At 51.5% G+C, this 16894-nt stretch carries 19 protein-coding genes; 7 read left to right on the top strand and 12 right to left on the bottom strand.

Going from position 1 to position 16894, the window contains the following annotated elements; all coding sequences use genetic code 11:
* Nucleotides 1–3: 3 nt before the first annotated feature.
* The 6 genes from OGX98_RS02160 to OGX98_RS02135 form a co-directional block, all read right to left on the bottom strand.
* Nucleotides 4–261: a phosphopantetheine-binding protein gene (locus OGX98_RS02160; RefSeq protein ID WP_016154854.1), complete on the bottom strand. Its 258-nt coding sequence runs from the start codon at nucleotides 259–261 to the stop codon at nucleotides 4–6.
* The gene (locus OGX98_RS02155; protein ID WP_045448556.1) at nucleotides 242–1057 is read right to left on the bottom strand and encodes a lysophospholipid acyltransferase family protein; all 816 of its coding nucleotides are present in this window, start codon (nucleotides 1055–1057) and stop codon (nucleotides 242–244) included. Before OGX98_RS02155 ends, OGX98_RS02160 begins: the two co-directional genes overlap by 20 nt.
* Nucleotides 1054–1776 (bottom strand): beta-ketoacyl synthase chain length factor, encoded by a 723-nt coding sequence (locus OGX98_RS02150; RefSeq protein WP_286594761.1) that lies wholly within the window; start codon nucleotides 1774–1776, stop codon nucleotides 1054–1056. The genes OGX98_RS02155 and OGX98_RS02150 overlap by 4 nt, the downstream gene beginning before the upstream one ends.
* 40 nt (nucleotides 1777–1816) lie before the next feature.
* A complete protein-coding gene (locus OGX98_RS02145; RefSeq protein ID WP_045448552.1) occupies nucleotides 1817–2878 on the bottom strand; it encodes a class I SAM-dependent methyltransferase in 1062 nt (353 codons plus the stop codon).
* A gap of 68 nt (nucleotides 2879–2946) precedes the next feature.
* Nucleotides 2947–3324, bottom strand: a complete 378-nt coding sequence (locus OGX98_RS02140; RefSeq protein ID WP_144243109.1) for a hypothetical protein — start codon at nucleotides 3322–3324, stop codon at nucleotides 2947–2949.
* Nucleotides 3325–3776: 452 nt separating this feature from the next.
* Entirely contained in the window at nucleotides 3777–4823 is a 1047-nt protein-coding gene (locus OGX98_RS02135) for an AI-2E family transporter (RefSeq protein ID WP_045448548.1), read from the bottom strand.
* A 132-nt stretch (nucleotides 4824–4955) separates the two neighbouring features.
* Between OGX98_RS02135 and OGX98_RS02130 the strand changes: the two genes are divergently transcribed.
* Nucleotides 4956–6173, top strand: a complete 1218-nt coding sequence (locus OGX98_RS02130) for an MFS transporter (RefSeq protein ID WP_045448546.1) — start codon at nucleotides 4956–4958, stop codon at nucleotides 6171–6173.
* A 3-nt stretch (nucleotides 6174–6176) separates the two neighbouring features.
* Here the strand turns inward: OGX98_RS02130 and OGX98_RS02125 are convergent, their stop codons facing one another.
* Together OGX98_RS02125 and OGX98_RS02120 are read right to left on the bottom strand one after the other, a co-directional pair.
* Complete coding sequence (locus OGX98_RS02125; protein WP_045448544.1) at nucleotides 6177–6734, bottom strand: DcrB family lipoprotein; 558 nt, start codon at nucleotides 6732–6734, stop codon at nucleotides 6177–6179.
* Nucleotides 6735–6806: 72 nt separating this feature from the next.
* Nucleotides 6807–7472: a 7-cyano-7-deazaguanine/7-aminomethyl-7-deazaguanine transporter gene (locus OGX98_RS02120; RefSeq protein WP_045448542.1), complete on the bottom strand. Its 666-nt coding sequence runs from the start codon at nucleotides 7470–7472 to the stop codon at nucleotides 6807–6809.
* Nucleotides 7473–7640: 168 nt separating this feature from the next.
* Between OGX98_RS02120 and tusA the strand changes: the two genes are divergently transcribed.
* Nucleotides 7641–7886 (top strand): sulfurtransferase TusA, encoded by a 246-nt coding sequence (gene tusA, locus OGX98_RS02115; protein WP_003827551.1) that lies wholly within the window; start codon nucleotides 7641–7643, stop codon nucleotides 7884–7886.
* A 50-nt stretch (nucleotides 7887–7936) separates the two neighbouring features.
* On the opposite strand, the gene zntA is transcribed toward tusA, so the two are convergent.
* Together zntA and OGX98_RS02105 are read right to left on the bottom strand one after the other, a co-directional pair.
* Nucleotides 7937–10135: a Zn(II)/Cd(II)/Pb(II) translocating P-type ATPase ZntA gene (gene zntA, locus OGX98_RS02110; protein WP_286594759.1), complete on the bottom strand. Its 2199-nt coding sequence runs from the start codon at nucleotides 10133–10135 to the stop codon at nucleotides 7937–7939.
* A 75-nt stretch (nucleotides 10136–10210) separates the two neighbouring features.
* A complete protein-coding gene (locus OGX98_RS02105; protein WP_045448538.1) occupies nucleotides 10211–10837 on the bottom strand; it encodes a lysoplasmalogenase in 627 nt (208 codons plus the stop codon).
* A gap of 141 nt (nucleotides 10838–10978) precedes the next feature.
* Here OGX98_RS02105 and OGX98_RS02100 point away from each other — a divergent pair, with 141 nt between their 5' ends.
* Entirely contained in the window at nucleotides 10979–11338 is a 360-nt protein-coding gene (locus tag OGX98_RS02100; protein WP_048222956.1) for a DUF2500 domain-containing protein, read from the top strand.
* 44 nt (nucleotides 11339–11382) lie between these two features.
* On the opposite strand, the gene OGX98_RS02095 is transcribed toward OGX98_RS02100, so the two are convergent.
* Entirely contained in the window at nucleotides 11383–11658 is a 276-nt protein-coding gene (locus OGX98_RS02095) for a DUF1145 family protein (RefSeq protein WP_045448534.1), read from the bottom strand.
* Nucleotides 11648–12244 carry a 16S rRNA (guanine(966)-N(2))-methyltransferase gene (gene rsmD / locus OGX98_RS02090; protein WP_286594758.1) on the bottom strand — a complete coding sequence of 199 codons (597 nt, stop codon included), beginning with the start codon at nucleotides 12242–12244 and terminating at the stop codon, nucleotides 11648–11650. The genes OGX98_RS02095 and rsmD overlap by 11 nt, the downstream gene beginning before the upstream one ends.
* A gap of 151 nt (nucleotides 12245–12395) precedes the next feature.
* Between rsmD and ftsY the strand changes: the two genes are divergently transcribed.
* The 4 genes from ftsY (at nucleotide 12396) to rpoH (ending at nucleotide 16747) form a co-directional block, all read left to right on the top strand.
* Nucleotides 12396–13916, top strand: coding sequence for a signal recognition particle-docking protein FtsY (ftsY, locus tag OGX98_RS02085; protein WP_286594757.1), 1521 nt, complete (start codon nucleotides 12396–12398; stop codon nucleotides 13914–13916).
* A 2-nt stretch (nucleotides 13917–13918) separates the two neighbouring features.
* On the top strand, nucleotides 13919–14587 hold the full coding sequence (gene ftsE / locus OGX98_RS02080; protein ID WP_006687468.1) for a cell division ATP-binding protein FtsE: 669 nt from the start codon (nucleotides 13919–13921) through the stop codon (nucleotides 14585–14587).
* The gene (gene ftsX, locus OGX98_RS02075) at nucleotides 14580–15638 is read left to right on the top strand and encodes a permease-like cell division protein FtsX (RefSeq protein WP_045448527.1); all 1059 of its coding nucleotides are present in this window, start codon (nucleotides 14580–14582) and stop codon (nucleotides 15636–15638) included. Before ftsE ends, ftsX begins: the two co-directional genes overlap by 8 nt.
* A gap of 254 nt (nucleotides 15639–15892) precedes the next feature.
* A complete protein-coding gene (gene rpoH / locus OGX98_RS02070) occupies nucleotides 15893–16747 on the top strand; it encodes an RNA polymerase sigma factor RpoH (RefSeq protein WP_045448525.1) in 855 nt (284 codons plus the stop codon).
* Nucleotides 16748–16894: the final 147 nt, after the last annotated feature.

The following is a 16894-nucleotide window of genomic DNA, read 5'->3' as shown; positions in this document are numbered from 1 at the left end:
TCCTCAGGCACGTTGCGCGTGAATGAAAGATGCCAGCGTGGCGACGGAGAAGAAGTGCTGGCGCATCTCTTCACTCTCAGCAGAGAGCACCACGCCATACTCGTTTTTCACCGCCAGACCCAGCTCCAGAGCGTCGATCGAGTCCAGCCCTAAGCCATCACCAAAGAGTGCCGCTTCGGTTTCAATATCGTCAGCTGTCAGTTCGTCGAGATTCAGTGTCGTTATAATGAGATTTTTGATTTCAAGATAAAGCGCTTGCATCATTAATTCCTGAAAGAGGTAAATTACCTGGTTGTAATTGAAGCAAAAGATGCCGGTTTAACTGCCTTGCGGCCAGCGCCGGTTCTTGTGAATTTGCATCGTAAAATTGATCGATTTTAACTCGTTCGTGTACTGAAATAGTAAATACTGGTTTTACCGATGGGACGTCATACCATTTGCTTTCTTTATCCAGCATTTGTTCGCTGCAGTTAATGGTCACTATGCGTAAATCGCTGCTGCAGCGCACAGCGATATTTGCTGCACCGCGCTGTAGCGTCATTTCCTCTCCGGGGCGTGTGCGAGTACCCTCGGGGAAAATTAAAATTGTATCGCCTTGTTCCAGCCGTTGCTGGCAGGCAGGCAATAGCGCATCGGCCTGACTATTAATCAGGTAATCTGCCGCCCGGACTACGCCGCCGAGGAACGGATTCTTCAGGAGCGCGCTTTTCACCAGGCAGTCCGTTTCCGGCATAACCGAGGCCAGTAACACATAGTCGATTAGCGTCGGATGATTGGCGACCACCAGACACCCTCGCTCTTTGCGCAAGATATCTCGTCCTTCAATGCGGTAATCCAGTACGCCAAGTCGTTTCGCCACGGTTAAAAAGAGACGAAAACTGGCGGCAATGCTGCGTCTGGCGATGCGCCGACGTCTGGTATTATTCCATATCGCAACTAACAGTAAGTTAAACCAGATAGTAGAAAGCAGTAGTCCCCCGAGACCAAACAAGGCAAAGCAAAATCCGGTCATTACCAGCCGCCATCCCCAATTAAGGCGCAGAAGTATCCTGTTCATCCCTGACTCCACTGCCACTGCACGCGTTCACCCGGCAGGGTAAACGTATCGATATCCTGTAGATAGTGCTGTAAAAACAACAAGCTTTGCGGCAACGAGGTCTCACTATGGGCGCTATGCGGACGGGTTTTGCATTGCCAGGTATCACCTGATTCAATTACCAGCGCGACGGCAAATGGCCATGTCGGCATTTCAGGAGGCAGTTGTGGGTGATAAAACTCAGGCAGAAAACCGTCAAAATCGACCATTAACACGCGCTGATATCCCGCCTGCAACAGGCTCATGACTTCGCATAATCCTTGCTGGAATGTATCCCTGCCTGCAGAGAGTGAGGAAGAGACGATCGGTTTTTTTGCAGCGATAGTCAGGTTACCCACGGCGGAGTTATGCACAGAAAGGGCAAAATCGGTCGGTGAGAGTGCCTGCTCTGTCGCCAGGGCGTGCAGGATCCGGTAGTTACGCTCCAGTTCACCGTGGCGGCTGGTATAGAGGATGGCATCGATCTCATGGCGGCGTAGCATCGCCAGCCCGCAATCGACGGCCAGCTTGCTGCCGGAACTGAGGCGGCGAGCCGTCATCATCGGTAACTCACTGAGTTTAGCCAGTGGTGCGGCTGGATCGATAGCGTGCGAAAGCCGTGACCATTCATGCCACTGTGTCCTTTCGCTTAACCCTGGCGCCTTGGCCTGCCAGTCGATAATGTTTAATGCAAATTTCATCAACGCGCGTCCGCGATAAATCGGTAGTTCCGATTGTTTATTATTTTTTCTTCTGACATATCAATAAAGTATGTCCAACACCTAAGTTGTCGTGGCGTTCATCTACCTGAAATCCTGCCTGATTCAGATAGTGATAAAACTTCTCTACGCTGTAGAAACGGCTGTTGCCATTCGCCATACAGGTAAAATAAAGCGAAGACGCATTCAGGCTAAATGAGGCCGCTTCAAATTTTTGGGCATCCCAAAACAGTTCCATAATGCACAACTTTGCGCCGGGTTTCATCACGCGGGCAATATTGCTAAGCATGGTGATAATTTGTTCCGGAGAAAAACAATCCAGGAATTGGCTCATCCACCAGATATCCGCCTCGGCGGGTAAAGGCGAATCGCTAAGCATATCCACAGGATGGAAATTTATGCGATGAGATAATCCTGCATTTTCGATATTTTCACGTGCAAGTGCAATTTGTTGCGGTAAATCTAATAGGGTTACTGCAATATTGTCATCATGTTGACAACAACGTAATGCCCATTTCCCGGTATTTCCGCCAATATCGTACAGGGTTGCAGGGGCGCTGGCGAATACATATGGCAGTGCGGCGTCAAATGCCCCATCTGAATAGTAATGATCGAAAGCAAACCAACTTTCACGCGCAGCCGGCGGTAATTGCGACAGAGCGGGATAGATTGTTGGCCAGTCACCAAAGATTTTTAATCCAGCGGGTTTACCTTCTTTCAGTGCATTCTCCAGATAGAACAAACCCTGATAGCAAACATCCTGGGTGAAATCCATATTCACACGCGTCATCGTGTCATGTAAAAGAAAATGACCGACTTTAGCGAGGTAATAATGCCCCTCTTTATAGGTAATGATTCGCCCGCTTAACCCCATATCCAGCAGTATGCTGGCGGCATATTCGTTGATGGTACTGTTTTCAGTAATTTCGTCGAGTGTCGCGCCGCGTTTACCTTGCTTGTCCAGCCAGGCGAGTACTCCCGCATTTCGCAGGCACAACGCGGTTTGAAAAAGCATAGGGGCAAATGCGATTCGTTGTGCTTCAGTAATGGCATCCAGTGCGCTAAGCGAATCCTGTTCGTACATGTGGGAACAACCTGTTAAATGGCAGATAGTTAGAGTATCGGGCCTTATCGGCCCGACTTTAGGCATAATTACAGATTGGCACCGGTTGACAAATTGATCTGGATGTCTTTATCCAGATTGCGCACCCAGCGGTTATAGTTTTTGTGAATTTTCCCGCCTGAAGCCTGCAGATTGAGGCTGCTGTCATATTTGATGTCGTAGCTGGTGGCGGTATAGGTAATACGGACTTCAGCCACATGATCGCGGGTTTGCTGACGTGCTTTGATGACGCCAGGGCTAACTTCAGACATGATCCACTGGCGTTGAACGCCTGCTTTCAGAATTGCGGTTTTAACCTGATCCTGAGTGTGCCCTGCGCTAACGCTGGAGTGTACTTGATCAATCGGCGCGGTACGCGCACAACCTGCCAGCGCACCGACAACAGCAATTGCCGCAAACCATTTAATATACTGTTTCATTAAAACTCCCTATCAAAGTACTGTTTATACGTGTTAAATAATAAGCTGCGAAATAATGATCACCCGCATCACCTTGTGATTTTATTTAAGCTAAATTTGTGGTCTATTTCACAAGACTGATAGCAAGGTGATGGAATTACCTGAGTATAATATTCTATGTTTTTCTGCAACGGAAAGTCTACGTCGCTATTGTCGGTGATAAGTATAGGTTGTCAAGCAAACGATATCAATGGAAATAACCTTTAAATATAGAGGGTTGGTTTGGGTTAAATGACTTTTGAAATTTATTGTTTTGTATATTCAATTCATGAATTTAATGTATTCACTTAAATAAGATAATGAACTCATTTTCATTATCTTATTTATGGCAAATCGGCATATATATCTACGCTTATACCAGTTTAATGGTCGTGTAAGAACTACCCCGGTTGGTAGTTTTTTCAGGGAAGCCGGCTTTTGGGTCTGCCTGGTCCAAGTAAAATAGCCAGTTTGCTGCCGCCTGTGGTGGTTTCCATCCAAATTTTGCACACGCTGGTTAATGGTACGGATAGCAGCATTCCTACCGGGCCGAGTAGCCATCCCCATACCAGCAAGGAGAGAAATACGATCAGCGTCGACAATCCTAAACGATGTCCCATCATGCGTGGCTCAAGGATGTTACCAATCACCATATGTACTGCCAGAAAAAGTGCGCCAACGAGCACGCATTCGTAGATGCCATTGAACAACAGTGCCTGGATCATCGGTGGTACGGCGGAAATGACGGAACCAATATTGGGTACGTAATTTAACAGGAATGCCAGTACGCCCCACATCAGAGCAAACTGAATACCCATTAGCGCAAGCCCAAGCCAGATGATAGCTCCTGTCCATAGGCTGAGTAGCGTTTTTAGCGCCAGATAGTGAGAGACGCCCTTTAATGCCCGATGAAGACCAGCAATATGGATTTGCGGATTATTCAGCGCAAAACGCATTTTGTAGGGGACATGGCGTACTTCAAACAGCATAAATACCACCGTCATTACCAGCAGGACGACGCTTGCCATCGCACCGGAAACTCCGGTCATCAGCGTGGTTGTAAAGGTCATCAGCTTGTCAGAATCAATGCGTTGTAGCATGCGCTCTGGCGACATATGCAGATTAAGAAAGGGCATCATATCCTGCAGATACAGTACCTTGCGTGTTAGCTCCTTGTTGTACTTTGGCAGCATGCCGATAAACTCATTGACTGAGGAAGCAAGAACACCCACCAGCGCGGTGAGAACGATCAACATCACCATCACTACCAGCGTAATGGCGATCGGTCGACGTACTCCCCGGCGAATAAACCAGGTGACCAGTGGATTCAATACAATGGCAAAAAAGAGGGCCAGCAGTAGTTGCACAATAATATCTGCGGCGGCATGTATGCCTGCGAGGATAACAACCAGAGCGGCAAGTTTGAGCAGAATGTGCAAACCCGTTTTATCGGGCGGAGAGGTTGTCATGTATTCTTCCTTTTTACGTTTTGCATTAAGTGTAGCGGCTGGCTTGCGACAGATATTCCTAATCTGGCTGCTGATTTCTCTTCTGCAACATGGTAGATATGAAACACTGTTGTAAAAATGTGGTGACCCTCCATGCCCGAACCCGTCGCTGAACCAACGTTTAGCGGATTACGTCTCAATCTGCGCATTGTCTCCGTGGTGATGTTTAACTTCGCCAGCTACCTGACTATCGGCTTGCCGCTCGCGGTTCTGCCGGGATATGTCCATGATGTTATGGGCTTTAGCGCCTTCTGGGCCGGACTGGTGATTAGCCTGCAGTATTTCGCCACGCTACTGAGTCGTCCCCATGCTGGTCGATATGCCGATCTGCTGGGGCCGAAGAAGATCGTAGTTTTCGGACTGTGTGGCTGCTTTTTAAGTGGTCTGGGCTATTTGCTGGCAGGTTCGACCAGCGGCTGGCCAATGGCGAGTTTGCTGCTGCTGTGTCTGGGACGCGTGATACTGGGAATTGGGCAAAGTTTTGCTGGCACGGGATCCACGTTGTGGGGCGTGGGAGTAGTGGGGTCAATACACATTGGCCGGGTGATTTCGTGGAATGGCATCGTCACCTACGGCGCGATGGCGATAGGCGCACCACTAGGCGTACTGTGCTATGCCTGGGGCGGATTACAAGGACTGGCATTAACCGTCATGGGGGTGGCGCTACTGGCGATACTGCTGGCACTCCCTCGCCCGGCAGTGAAGGCCAGCAAGGGCAAACCGCTGCCGTTTCGCGCGGTACTCGGACGCGTCTGGTTGTATGGCATGGCGCTGGCGCTGGCCTCCGCAGGATTTGGGGTGATCGCCACCTTTATTACGCTGTTTTATGACGCCAAAGGTTGGGACGGTGCTGCATTTGCGCTAACGCTGTTCAGTTGCACGTTTGTCGGTACTCGTTTGTTATTCCCAAATGGTATCAATCGGTTAGGTGGTTTGAATGTGGCGATGATCTGCTTCAGCGTAGAGATCGTTGGGCTGCTGCTGGTAGGGATGGCATCCATGCCGTGGATGGCGAAAATAGGCGTTTTGCTGGCAGGTGCGGGATTCTCGCTGGTCTTCCCCGCGTTGGGCGTAGTGGCGGTAAAAGCTGTACCGCAACAGAATCAGGGTGCTGCGCTGGCAACTTATACGGTGTTTATGGATTTATCGCTAGGGGTCACCGGGCCGCTGGCGGGGTTGGTGATGACATGGGCGGACGTGCCAGTTATCTATCTGGCGGCAGCCGGGCTGGTTGCGGTGGCGTTCCTGCTGACCTGGAGGCTAAAAAAACGGCCCCCGATTGCATCATCGGAGGCCGCATCATCATCTTAACGATTACTGGATAACCAGGGTGTTAATGATATTTTCTGCGGTAGTCTGCGCTTTCTGCTGATCGTCAGCAGGCAACGTGATTTGCAGAGTCAGCAGCTGGTTGTTGACTTTCCCCAGTACCACGGAAGAGTAAGCAGTCTGGCCTTTCGCGGAGATGATGCTGTCTAACTGCTGAAGAGTGTGACCTTTCAGTTCAATCGACTTGTTAGTGACCACCTGTAACTGCGGGTCACGGCTGCGCTGCTGATCTTCCAGACGTTTTGCCAGAACAGCCAGGTCTTCGCTGGTATCGTCGCCGACAATCACAATCACTGCTTTTTGGCCGGTAGCATCAGAGTACACGTGCATGTTGTTGGCCTGAGTACCCAGCTTGCCGCTCTGATCGGTCATGTCTGCTGGCAGGGAAAAACTGAGTTTGCCATCCAGCAGGCTAACCGGTTGTCCGGTAGCGCTACTTTCTGCGGCAGCACCCTCTGCTGGCGCTTTTGAATCGCTATTATCACAGGCCGCAAGCCCCATAACCAGCAGGCCAATACCGACATATTTAACCAGATTGCGCATTGACTTCTTCCTTTCGATAAACGGCCATAACGGCTCATTCGTCCATCTTATCACAACTCGGAAAATGAACCTTTAACTCGTCTGCAATGCCGATATTTCGGATTTATCTGCCAGCCTTTTCAGTAACATATTCAACAGCACGCCGTACATCGGCAGGAAGAAAATAATACTGATCAGCACCTTGAAGCAGTAATCAACAAGCGCGATTTCCATCCAGTGCTCTGCCATAAAGGCATCCGGGCTACGCCAAAAGGCGATAAAGAAGAAGGCCAGCGTATCGCTGATATTGCCAAACAACGTTGAAGCCGTGGGTGCCAGCCACCAGCGACGGTTCTGACGCAGACGGTTGAAGACATGCACGTCCAGAATTTGTCCCAGTGCGTAGGCCATAAAGCTGGCGGCGGCGATACGGGCAACAAACAGGTTAAAGTGCAGCAGCGCGCCGAATCCCTGCCAGGATCCCATATAAAACAGTGCTGAAATAACATATGAGATCAGCAGCGCGGGGACCATCACTGCAAAGATGATGCGTCGTGCCAGCGGCGCGCCAAAAATACGTACGGTCAGGTCGGTTGCGAGGAAAATAAACGGAAAGCTAAAAGCACCCCATGTGGTATGAAAACCAAAGATGGAGATCGGAAGCTGCACCAGATAGTTGCTGGAGGTGATCACCAGCAGATGAAATAGCGATAGCCAGAACAACGCTTTTACGCGCTGAGTTTGTGTAAACGGAGTCATATTGTGACCTTTTTGTTGGATGGGGTGAGGGAACCCAATAAAAAACCGTCGCATGATACTGCTTTAAGAGCACATTGCAATGGTTGTTTTTCACGCAATCGTTAACCTGATTGGCTTACTGACCAACAGAGCGTAAAATAACGCCGTTTTTTATTGAACGAGATAATGATGAGCGATTTGTTTACCTCTCCCGACCATACCCTTGATGCACAGGGACTGCGCTGCCCGGAACCGGTAATGATGGTGCGTAAAACCGTACGCGGCATGCAGGCCGGAGAAACGCTGCTGATTGTCGCGGACGATCCGGCGACAACCCGCGATATTCCCGGCTTCTGCACGTTTATGGAGCATGAGTTGGTGGCAAAAGAGACCGACTCTCTGCCGTACCGTTATTTAGTGCGTAAGGGTCAGTAATCGCTGCCGGATGCCGACGCTAAAGCGTCCCATCCGGCCGACAAAACGCGTTATCCTTTACGTAACAGTCGCAACGCGTTGGCAGTCACAAGAACCGTCGCCCCCGTATCTGCCAGCACCGCCAGCCACAATCCGGTGATCCCGAGCAGTGTGGTAATCAGAAAAATTCCCTTCAGTCCCAGCGCAATCGCAATATTCTGACGAATATTGGCGTGAGTGGCGCGCGCCAGTTGAATCATTTGTACCAGACCACGCAAACGGTTATGGGTCAGGGCGGCGTCTGCGGTTTCCAGCGCGACGTCGGTCCCGCTTCCCATTGCAATGCCGATAGTGGCGGCTTTCATTGCCGGAGCGTCGTTAATTCCGTCACCGACCATTGCTAGAGGCGACTGCTGGTTCAGGCTGGTTACCACCCGAACTTTGTCTTCCGGCAGTAGCCCGGCTTTGAACTCCAGACCCAGTTCACTGGCAATCGCTGCTGCCGCTCGTGGATTATCGCCGGTGAGGATCACACCTTTCACACCTAACTGATGAAGCTCGCTGATGGCGGTACGGGCGTCGTCACGCAACGTATCCTGCAAGGCAATTACACCCAACACGGCATCGTTGCGCAGCACCAGCACTACCGTTTGTCCTGCGCTTTCCAGTTCACTTATCTGCCCGGTAAAGGCTTCGGCAGGTTGTTTACCTGCGGCGCAAATCAGCACGCGTTCGCCATTAACCTGCGCTTCAATGCCTGAACCAACCAGCGCACGCTGTGCTTTGGCCCCTGGGATGGTCAATTCACGGGTTTGTGCTTCGCGAACAATCGCCTGTGCCAGTGGATGCGTGGCGCCTTGTTCTACCGCCGCCGCTAGTGCCAGGAGTTCGGACTCGCTGATATTGCTCGCTGGATGAATGGCTGTTACGCGGGGTTTACCTACAGTCAGCGTTCCGGTTTTATCAAACGCCACCTGAGTGACTCTGCCCAGTTGTTCCAGCGCCGCACCGCCTTTAATGAGCGCCCCACGACGTGCCGCTGCTGCCAGCCCGGAGGTTATCGCTGCAGGCGTAGAGATAACCAATGCGCATGGACAACCAATCAACAACAGCGTCAGCCCTTTATAAATCCACTCCTGCCAGGATGCAGCAAACAGCAGCGGCGGCACGAGGGTGACCAGCAGGGCAACCGCCATAATAGCTGGGGTGTAAATCCGGCTGAAGCGGTCAATAAAACGCTCAATGGGCGCGCGACGCTCGTCGGCTTCTTCAATCAGTTTCAGAATGCGGTCAATGGCGCTGGCACCGGGTTCAGAGAGAACTTCAAGTGTGACCAGACGGTCGACGCTGGTTGCGCCCGCCGGGACTTTTTCGCCGGTTGCGCGTTCAACCGGGATAGATTCGCCGGTGAGTGCGCTTTCATCAAAACTGGCAAAATCGGAGACCAGTTTGCCATCGGCAGGTAAACGTCCACCCGCGGCAACTTCGATAATGTCGCCAGGCTGGAGAGTATTAATGGCGACCTCTTCACGCTTGCCATTATGCAGGCGTGTGGCGGTTTCTGGTTTCAGTGCCATCAGGGCGCTGACGCCTTTACGGGCGCGGCTGGCTGCCCATCCTTCCAGGCGTTCGCCAATTAAGAACAGCAGTAAAACCATCGCGGCTTCAGCCGTGGCACCAATAAACAGCGCGCCAATGGCGGCAACGCTCATCAGTGTTTCAATGGCGAAGTAGCTGCCGGTTTTCATCAGGCGCAGGGCCTGACGGGCAATGGGATACAGACCAACCAGCGTGGTGGCGATAAACGCCATCTGACCAAAGGGGTGATTGAACTGCTCCAGCCCCCAACTAATAGCCATCATGATGACCAGCGTAATCAGCGGCAGGTTCTCTTTAAATCGGGACTCGGGGGCCTCTTGCGGAGTCTGCTCATCGCGCAGGGTATAGCCTGCCTTTTGCACCGCGTTTTCAATTTGTTGGCGGATATCGGCGTCGGTATTGACCACCAGTTTTTCAGTCGCGAACAGCACCTGAACGTGATTGACACCTCTGACCTGACGGACCGCATTTTCAACTTTACGGGCGCAAGCAGCGCAATCCATACCCGCTACTTTCCAGGAATAGCGAGTACCTTCAACGGCATCGGAAACGGGCGGTGGGGTTGAGCAACTCCCTTCACAGCAGCAGTCATCTGCCTTCTGTGGTGCAGGAGCAAGCTTGAATGAAGAAAACTGTGGGGCCTTTTTGCCATTGGCATCTGGTGTCGACATGGCATCCTCCGGTCGATAATCATTTCGTATTAACCGGAGGATACACTCTGGAGTCGACTCCAGAGTCAAGCATTTTTAAAGATACAGCGAACGAACAATCAGGAAATGTCCGGCAAAGTAGCAGGCGGCGGCAATTGCATTATCAGCGCGGAAGCGGCAACGATAATGACTTCCCAGCCAGACAATATTGCCGACAAACAGTAACGCGGCCCCCATAAATGCTGACAGCGCCGGGGCAGTTGGGCGGAAGAACCAGAGCTCACCGGCCATCCATACCATCATCAGGGTGATGCCGATAAAGGTACATATTGCTAAGCGAAGCTCTTCCAGTCGCGTCCAGATTACGGCGATCAGTAAGGCTCCCATCACCAGCAGCACCAACGGCAGTGGCCAGAAGAACGACAGTGTCATTTGGCTGGCGAAATAAATGGTATACAGCAAATGCGACAGGAAAAACGCGCCCACGGCATACAACAGGCGTTGACGTGGCAACAGTGTCAGTGCATCGCCCAGTAGTGAGGCAAATAAGCCGGCCAGCACCAGGTAGCTGACGGCGTTAAACATCGGCGCCTGCCAGGCCAGTAACAGCAGGAGTAATAATGTGAGTGGCTTAAAGACCCAACGTTGCCAGACGGGGCCACGATAAGAGGCATCCACAAACAGCCATGCGGAAAGACAGACAGCGATAAACGACCAAAGCATCTTAGTTCCTTGAATTCGTTATTTTTTCGTAAGCGGGGTGCCTACGGCTCTTCTGACCAGTGTAGAGGCCGATAGCGCCAGATGACAACACCATAACAGGCAGGTTATGCTTATTTCCGCATTTTCTGATGGGTTAATAATATGAGTAAACCACCACTTTTTTTCATTGTTATCATTGTATTAATTGTTATTGCCGCATCGTTTCGCTTTGTTCAGCAGCGACGTGAAAAAGCGGATAATGATGCCGCACCGCTGGTGCAAAAGCAGGTGGTGGTAAGTAATAAACGAGAAAAGCAACTTAACGACAGGCGTTCACGTCAGCAGGAAGTGACTCCGGCGGGCACCAGCATGCGTTATGAAGCGAGCTTCAAGCCGCAAAATGGAGGTCTGGAGCAGACATTTCGTCTTGATGCGCAGCAATATCATGCATTAACAGTCGGGGACAAGGGCACGCTGAGTTACAAAGGCTCGCGCTTTGAGGGGTTTAGCGCACAACCGTAATTGAGCAGGCCGGATAAGGCGTAAACCGCCATCCGGCATTGCGGTTACTTCTTCAACTGAGTCTTAATTTTCTTCTGCCAGACCAGTAGCTCAAACACGCCAAACAGAAAAATGCGGATTTTCTCACCGCGGGTCATCTGCGGGCCATCTTTTGGCAACGTGCTTTTTAACAGCGCTAACTGCATCCCATGCATCAGTGCCATAAACACCAGTGCAACGTTAACGAAGATGTTGAGTGGGCGTGGAAACGGCTGAAAAATATTAAGCAGTAAAAAGGCCCAGACGCACAGCATCAATAAGCGTCCCAGATTAATCAGCATTGTGCTCTCCTTTGGCTTCGCGTTGATACAGGCGATAGGCGACCTGTCCGGCTACCTTTTCGCGATACAACGACCAGTTAACAGGAACCGGAGGCAGACCGTTTTCAACTTCGCTTTCCACGTAAATATACGCCTCGTTTGCCAGCCAGTTGTTTGTTTCCAGAAGAGTTAATGTTTCTTCCAGTAAACCTTTGCGAAAAGGTGGATCAACAAACACCACATTATGCGGCGTACCCGCCTGGGCCAGAAACGCGAGCGTGTTGGTGTTGATGACGCGGGCATGGCTTGCCTTAAGTGTGGCAAGATTCTTTTGTAACTGCTGCGATACCGCACGGTCCATCTCCAGCAGCGTGGTGTCTGCTGCATAGCGGGAGAGGGCTTCCAGCCCCAGCGCGCCGCTTCCGGCGAAGCAGTCGAGGCAGCGCGCGTCGACCATCACCGGGGCCAGCCAGTTAAACAATGTTTCGCGGACTCGGTCGGTCGTCGGTCGTAAACCGGGACTGTCCGGAACCGGGAGTTTACGGCCCCGCCATTGCCCGCCAATAATGCGGATCTGACCGCTGCCTGAGTGATTCGGTTTTTTCATTTCGATTATTGCTCAATCCGCCTATAGCATGTCGTTCCAGGCGGTGATGTGAGTTGAGTTAAGTGATAGACTATTTCATCATTTTTATAGCTGCTATGTACATAGCGTTGACGCTGTGCCATGAAGCAACAGCGGGGGAGTGTAGTCGCAAATGGCGAAAGAGAAAAAACGTGGCTTTTTTTCCTGGCTGGGCTTTGGTCAAAAAGAGCAGGCACCGGAAAACGAGACAGAGTTAAAAAACGAAGAACAACAATCGGTTGCCGAAGAAACTGTCGTTGTAGAGGAACAACCTCGCGCGCAGGAAACGCATAGTGAAGCGGAATCAGAAGCTTTTGCTGCTGAAGTTGTTGAAGTCACGGAACAGGTTGCGGAAATCGAAAAGCTGCAGCCTGAAATAGAGCCCGTTGCCGAACATGTTCAGCCGGTTGTTGAAGCACCTGAACCGACAGTGGCCGCCGTTGAGGTTATTGAACGCGAAGAGTTGCCGCTGCCGGAAGAGGTGAAAGCTGAAGAAACTTCACCTGAGGAGTGGCAGGCCGAAGCGGAAACCGTTGAAATTGTGGAGGCGGTTGAAGAAGAAGCGGATAACGAACCGCAACTGACTGACGAAGAGCTGGAAGCGCAGGCGCTGGCAGCCGTGGCGGTGGAAGAAGCCGAAACTGTTGTACCGGTTGAAGATACCCCAGCGGAAGAGGGTTTGGTAGAGGAAACGGTAGAAGAAGAGGCCGCGCAGGAGCAGGAAAAGCCGACGAAAGAAGGTTTCTTTGCGCGTCTTAAACGCAGCTTGCTGAAAACAAAAGAAAACCTCGGTTCCGGATTTATCAGTCTGTTCCGTGGTAAAAAGATCGACGATGATCTGTTTGAAGAGCTGGAAGAGCAGTTACTGATCGCTGACGTGGGTGTGGAAACCACCCGCAAGATCATCGCCAATCTGACGGAAGGCGCCAGCCGCAAGCAACTGCGTGATGCAGAAGCACTGTATGGTCTGCTGAAAGATGAAATGGGCGAGATTCTGGCAAAGGTTGATGAACCGCTGAATGTTGATGGTAAAACGCCATTTGTTATTTTAATGGTGGGTGTGAACGGTGTGGGTAAAACGACCACCATCGGTAAGCTGGCGCGCCAGTTTGAGCAGCAGGGTAAGTCGGTGATGCTGGCAGCCGGGGACACCTTCCGTGCTGCGGCGGTAGAACAGCTGCAGGTCTGGGGTCAGCGTAACAACATCCCGGTGATTGCTCAGCATACCGGCGCGGATTCCGCATCCGTTATCTTTGATGCTATTCAGGCTGCGAAGGCGCGTAACGTTGACGTGCTGATCGCTGATACTGCGGGTCGCTTGCAGAACAAAGCGCACCTGATGGAAGAATTGAAAAAAATCGTTCGTGTCATGAAGAAGCTGGACGAGGATGCGCCGCATGAAATTATGCTGACCCTCGACGCCAGTACCGGGCAGAATGCAGTAAGCCAGGCCAAACTGTTCCATGAAGCGGTGGGATTGACCGGTATTACCCTGACCAAGCTGGACGGTACGGCGAAAGGTGGAGTAATTTTCTCGGTTGCCGACCAGTTTGGCATCCCTATCCGTTATATCGGCGTGGGCGAACGTATCGAGGATTTACGTCCGTTTAAAGCGGACGATTTTATAGAGGCACTTTTTGCCCGAGAGGATTAACAATGATTCGCTTTGAACATGTCAGCAAGGCCTATCTCGGTGGGAGACAAGCGCTGCAGGGAGTCACATTCCATATGCAGCCTGGCGAGATGGCGTTTCTGACCGGCCACTCCGGTGCGGGGAAAAGTACCCTGCTGAAGCTGATCTGTGGAATTGAGCGGCCCAGCGCCGGGAAAATCTACTTCAGCGGGCATGACATTAGCCGTTTAAAAAACCGTGAAGTGCCGTTTCTGCGCCGTCAGATCGGGATGATTTTTCAGGATCACCATCTGTTGATGGACCGAACCGTTTTTGACAACGTAGCAATCCCGCTCATCATTGCGGGTGCCAGCGGGGACGATATCCGTCGCCGCGTGTCGGCGGCACTGGACAAGGTCGGGCTGTTGGACAAAGCGAAGAACTTCCCGATTCAACTCTCCGGCGGCGAACAGCAGCGCGTGGGGATTGCCCGTGCGGTGGTGAATAAGCCTGCGGTACTTCTGGCGGATGAACCTACAGGGAACCTCGACGATGCGCTGTCGGAAGGGATCTTACGCTTGTTTGAAGAGTTTAACCGCGTAGGAGTAACGGTATTAATGGCAACGCACGATATTGGGCTGATCTCCCGACGTTCATATCGTCAGCTTGTCCTGAGCGATGGACATCTGCATGGAGGCCTGGCTCATGAATAGGCGCGACGCTATCAATCAAATTAAACAGTTTGGTGGCCGACTGGACCGCTTCCGTAAATCGGGCGGTGCTCCGGGGGACGGTGGTCGCAACGCGCCAAAGCGTGCAAAATCATCGCCGAAGCCGAACTCGCGTAAAACCAACGTCTTTAACGAGCAGGTGCGCTATGCATTCCAGGGGGCGTTACAGGATCTGAAAAGTAAGCCACTGGCGACATTCCTGACGGTGATGGTAATCGCCATCTCCCTGACGCTGCCAAGCGTCTGCTACATGGTTTATAAGAACGTTAACCAGGCGGCAAGCCAGTATTATCCGTCCCCGCAGATCACTGTTTATCTGCAAAAAACGCTGGATGACGATGCGGCGGCGCGGGTGGTGGGTCAATTGCAGGCAGAGCAGGGCGTGGAGAAAGTGAATTATCTTTCCCGCGATGATGCGCTGGGCGAATTCCGCAACTGGTCCGGTTTTGGTGGTGCGCTGGATATGCTGGAAGAGAACCCGCTTCCGGCTGTGGCGGTGGTGATCCCGAAACTGGATTTCCAGGGCACGGAGTCGCTGAATACGCTGCGTGACCGTATTACGCAAATCAATGGTATTGATGAAGTTCGCATGGATGACAGCTGGTTTGCGCGGCTGGCTGCGCTGACGGGACTGGTTGGGCGTGTGTCAGCGATGATTGGCGTGCTGATGGTGGCAGCGGTCTTCCTGGTCATCGGTAACAGTGTACGTCTGAGTATCTTTGCTCGTCGCGATACCATTAACGTACAGAAACTGATTGGTGCAACGGATGGATTTATCCTGCGACCGTTCCTCTACGGTGGGGCGCTGTTAGGCTTTTCTGGCGCATTTCTTTCACTGATTTTGTCAGAAATTTTGGTGATGCGGCTGTCGTCAGCGGTAACAGAAGTGGCGCAGATTTTTGGAACAAAGTTTGATATCAATGGCTTATCATTTGATGAATGCCTGCTGCTTCTGCTGGTGTGCTCGATGATTGGCTGGGTGGCAGCCTGGCTTGCCACGGTTCAACATTTACGCCACTTTACCCCCGATTAAAAAATCTCTGGTATAATCTTTCCCTGCACTGAGTAGTTCGCTCTGCAGGGAAAGAGTCACTGTTTTCTCTTCCCGGCGCATTCATCGTGATGTCACATTTTGTGCGTAATTTATACACAATACGACATGGAACTTGTGGATAAAATCACTGTCTGATAAAAGATTGAATGATATTCTCGTTGCTCATAAGCTCTGGCATGGTTGTTGCTATTGGTTTTCCATCGCGCCAGATGATACAGATTGAGAGGATTTGAATGACCAAAGAAATGCAAAATTTAGCTTTAGCCCCTGTTGGTAACCTGGAGTCTTACATCCGGGCTGCGAACGCGTGGCCGATGTTGTCGGCTGACGAGGAGCGGGCACTGGCTGAAAAGCTGCATTACCAGGGCGATCTGGAAGCAGCTAAAACGCTGATCCTGTCTCACCTGCGCTTTGTTGTTCATGTTGCTCGTAATTATGCGGGCTATGGCCTGCCGCAGGCGGATCTGATTCAGGAAGGTAATATCGGCCTGATGAAAGCCGTGCGCCGTTTCAACCCGGAAGTGGGTGTGCGCCTGGTTTCCTTCGCCGTGCACTGGATCAAAGCTGAGATCCACGAATACGTTCTGCGTAACTGGCGTATCGTTAAAGTCGCGACCACCAAAGCACAGCGTAAGCTGTTCTTTAACCTGCGTAAAACCAAGCAGCGTCTGGGCTGGTTTAATCAGGATGAAGTTGAAATGGTTGCTCGTGAGCTGGGTGTTTCCAGCAAAGACGTCCGCGAAATGGAATCCCGTATGGCGGCGCAGGACATGACGTTTGATATGTCTTCGGACGACGAGTCCGACAGCCAGCCGATGGCTCCGGTGCTTTATCTGCAGGATAAATCGTCTAACTTTGCTGACGGCATCGAAGATGACAACTGGGAAGAGCAGGCGGCTAACCGACTGACCGACGCAATGCAGGGTCTGGACGAGCGTAGCCAGGACATCATTCGTGCCCGTTGGCTGGACGAAGACAACAAGTCGACGTTGCAGGAACTGGCCGATCGCTACGGCGTCTCCGCTGAACGTGTGCGTCAGCTTGAAAAGAACGCCATGAAAAAACTGCGCGCGGCAATCGAAGCGTAACCTTCCAGTAAACCTGGAAATGCTTATAAACCCTGGATGAAAATCCGGGGTTTTTTGTTTTTATCTCTCCTGCTCTCTCCTGAGGTCTATGCTTTTTGTCATCAAGTTGTTATCTGCATGTCAAATTTAGCTATTCCAAAATAATAA

Origin of the sequence: Citrobacter sp. Cm046 (genome assembly GCF_030333065.1) — a bacterium.
GTDB classification, from domain to species: Bacteria; Pseudomonadota; Gammaproteobacteria; order Enterobacterales; family Enterobacteriaceae; genus Citrobacter; species Citrobacter murliniae.
Note: the sequence above shows the minus strand (reverse complement) of the source record. Positions and strands in the feature narration are given on the sequence as shown.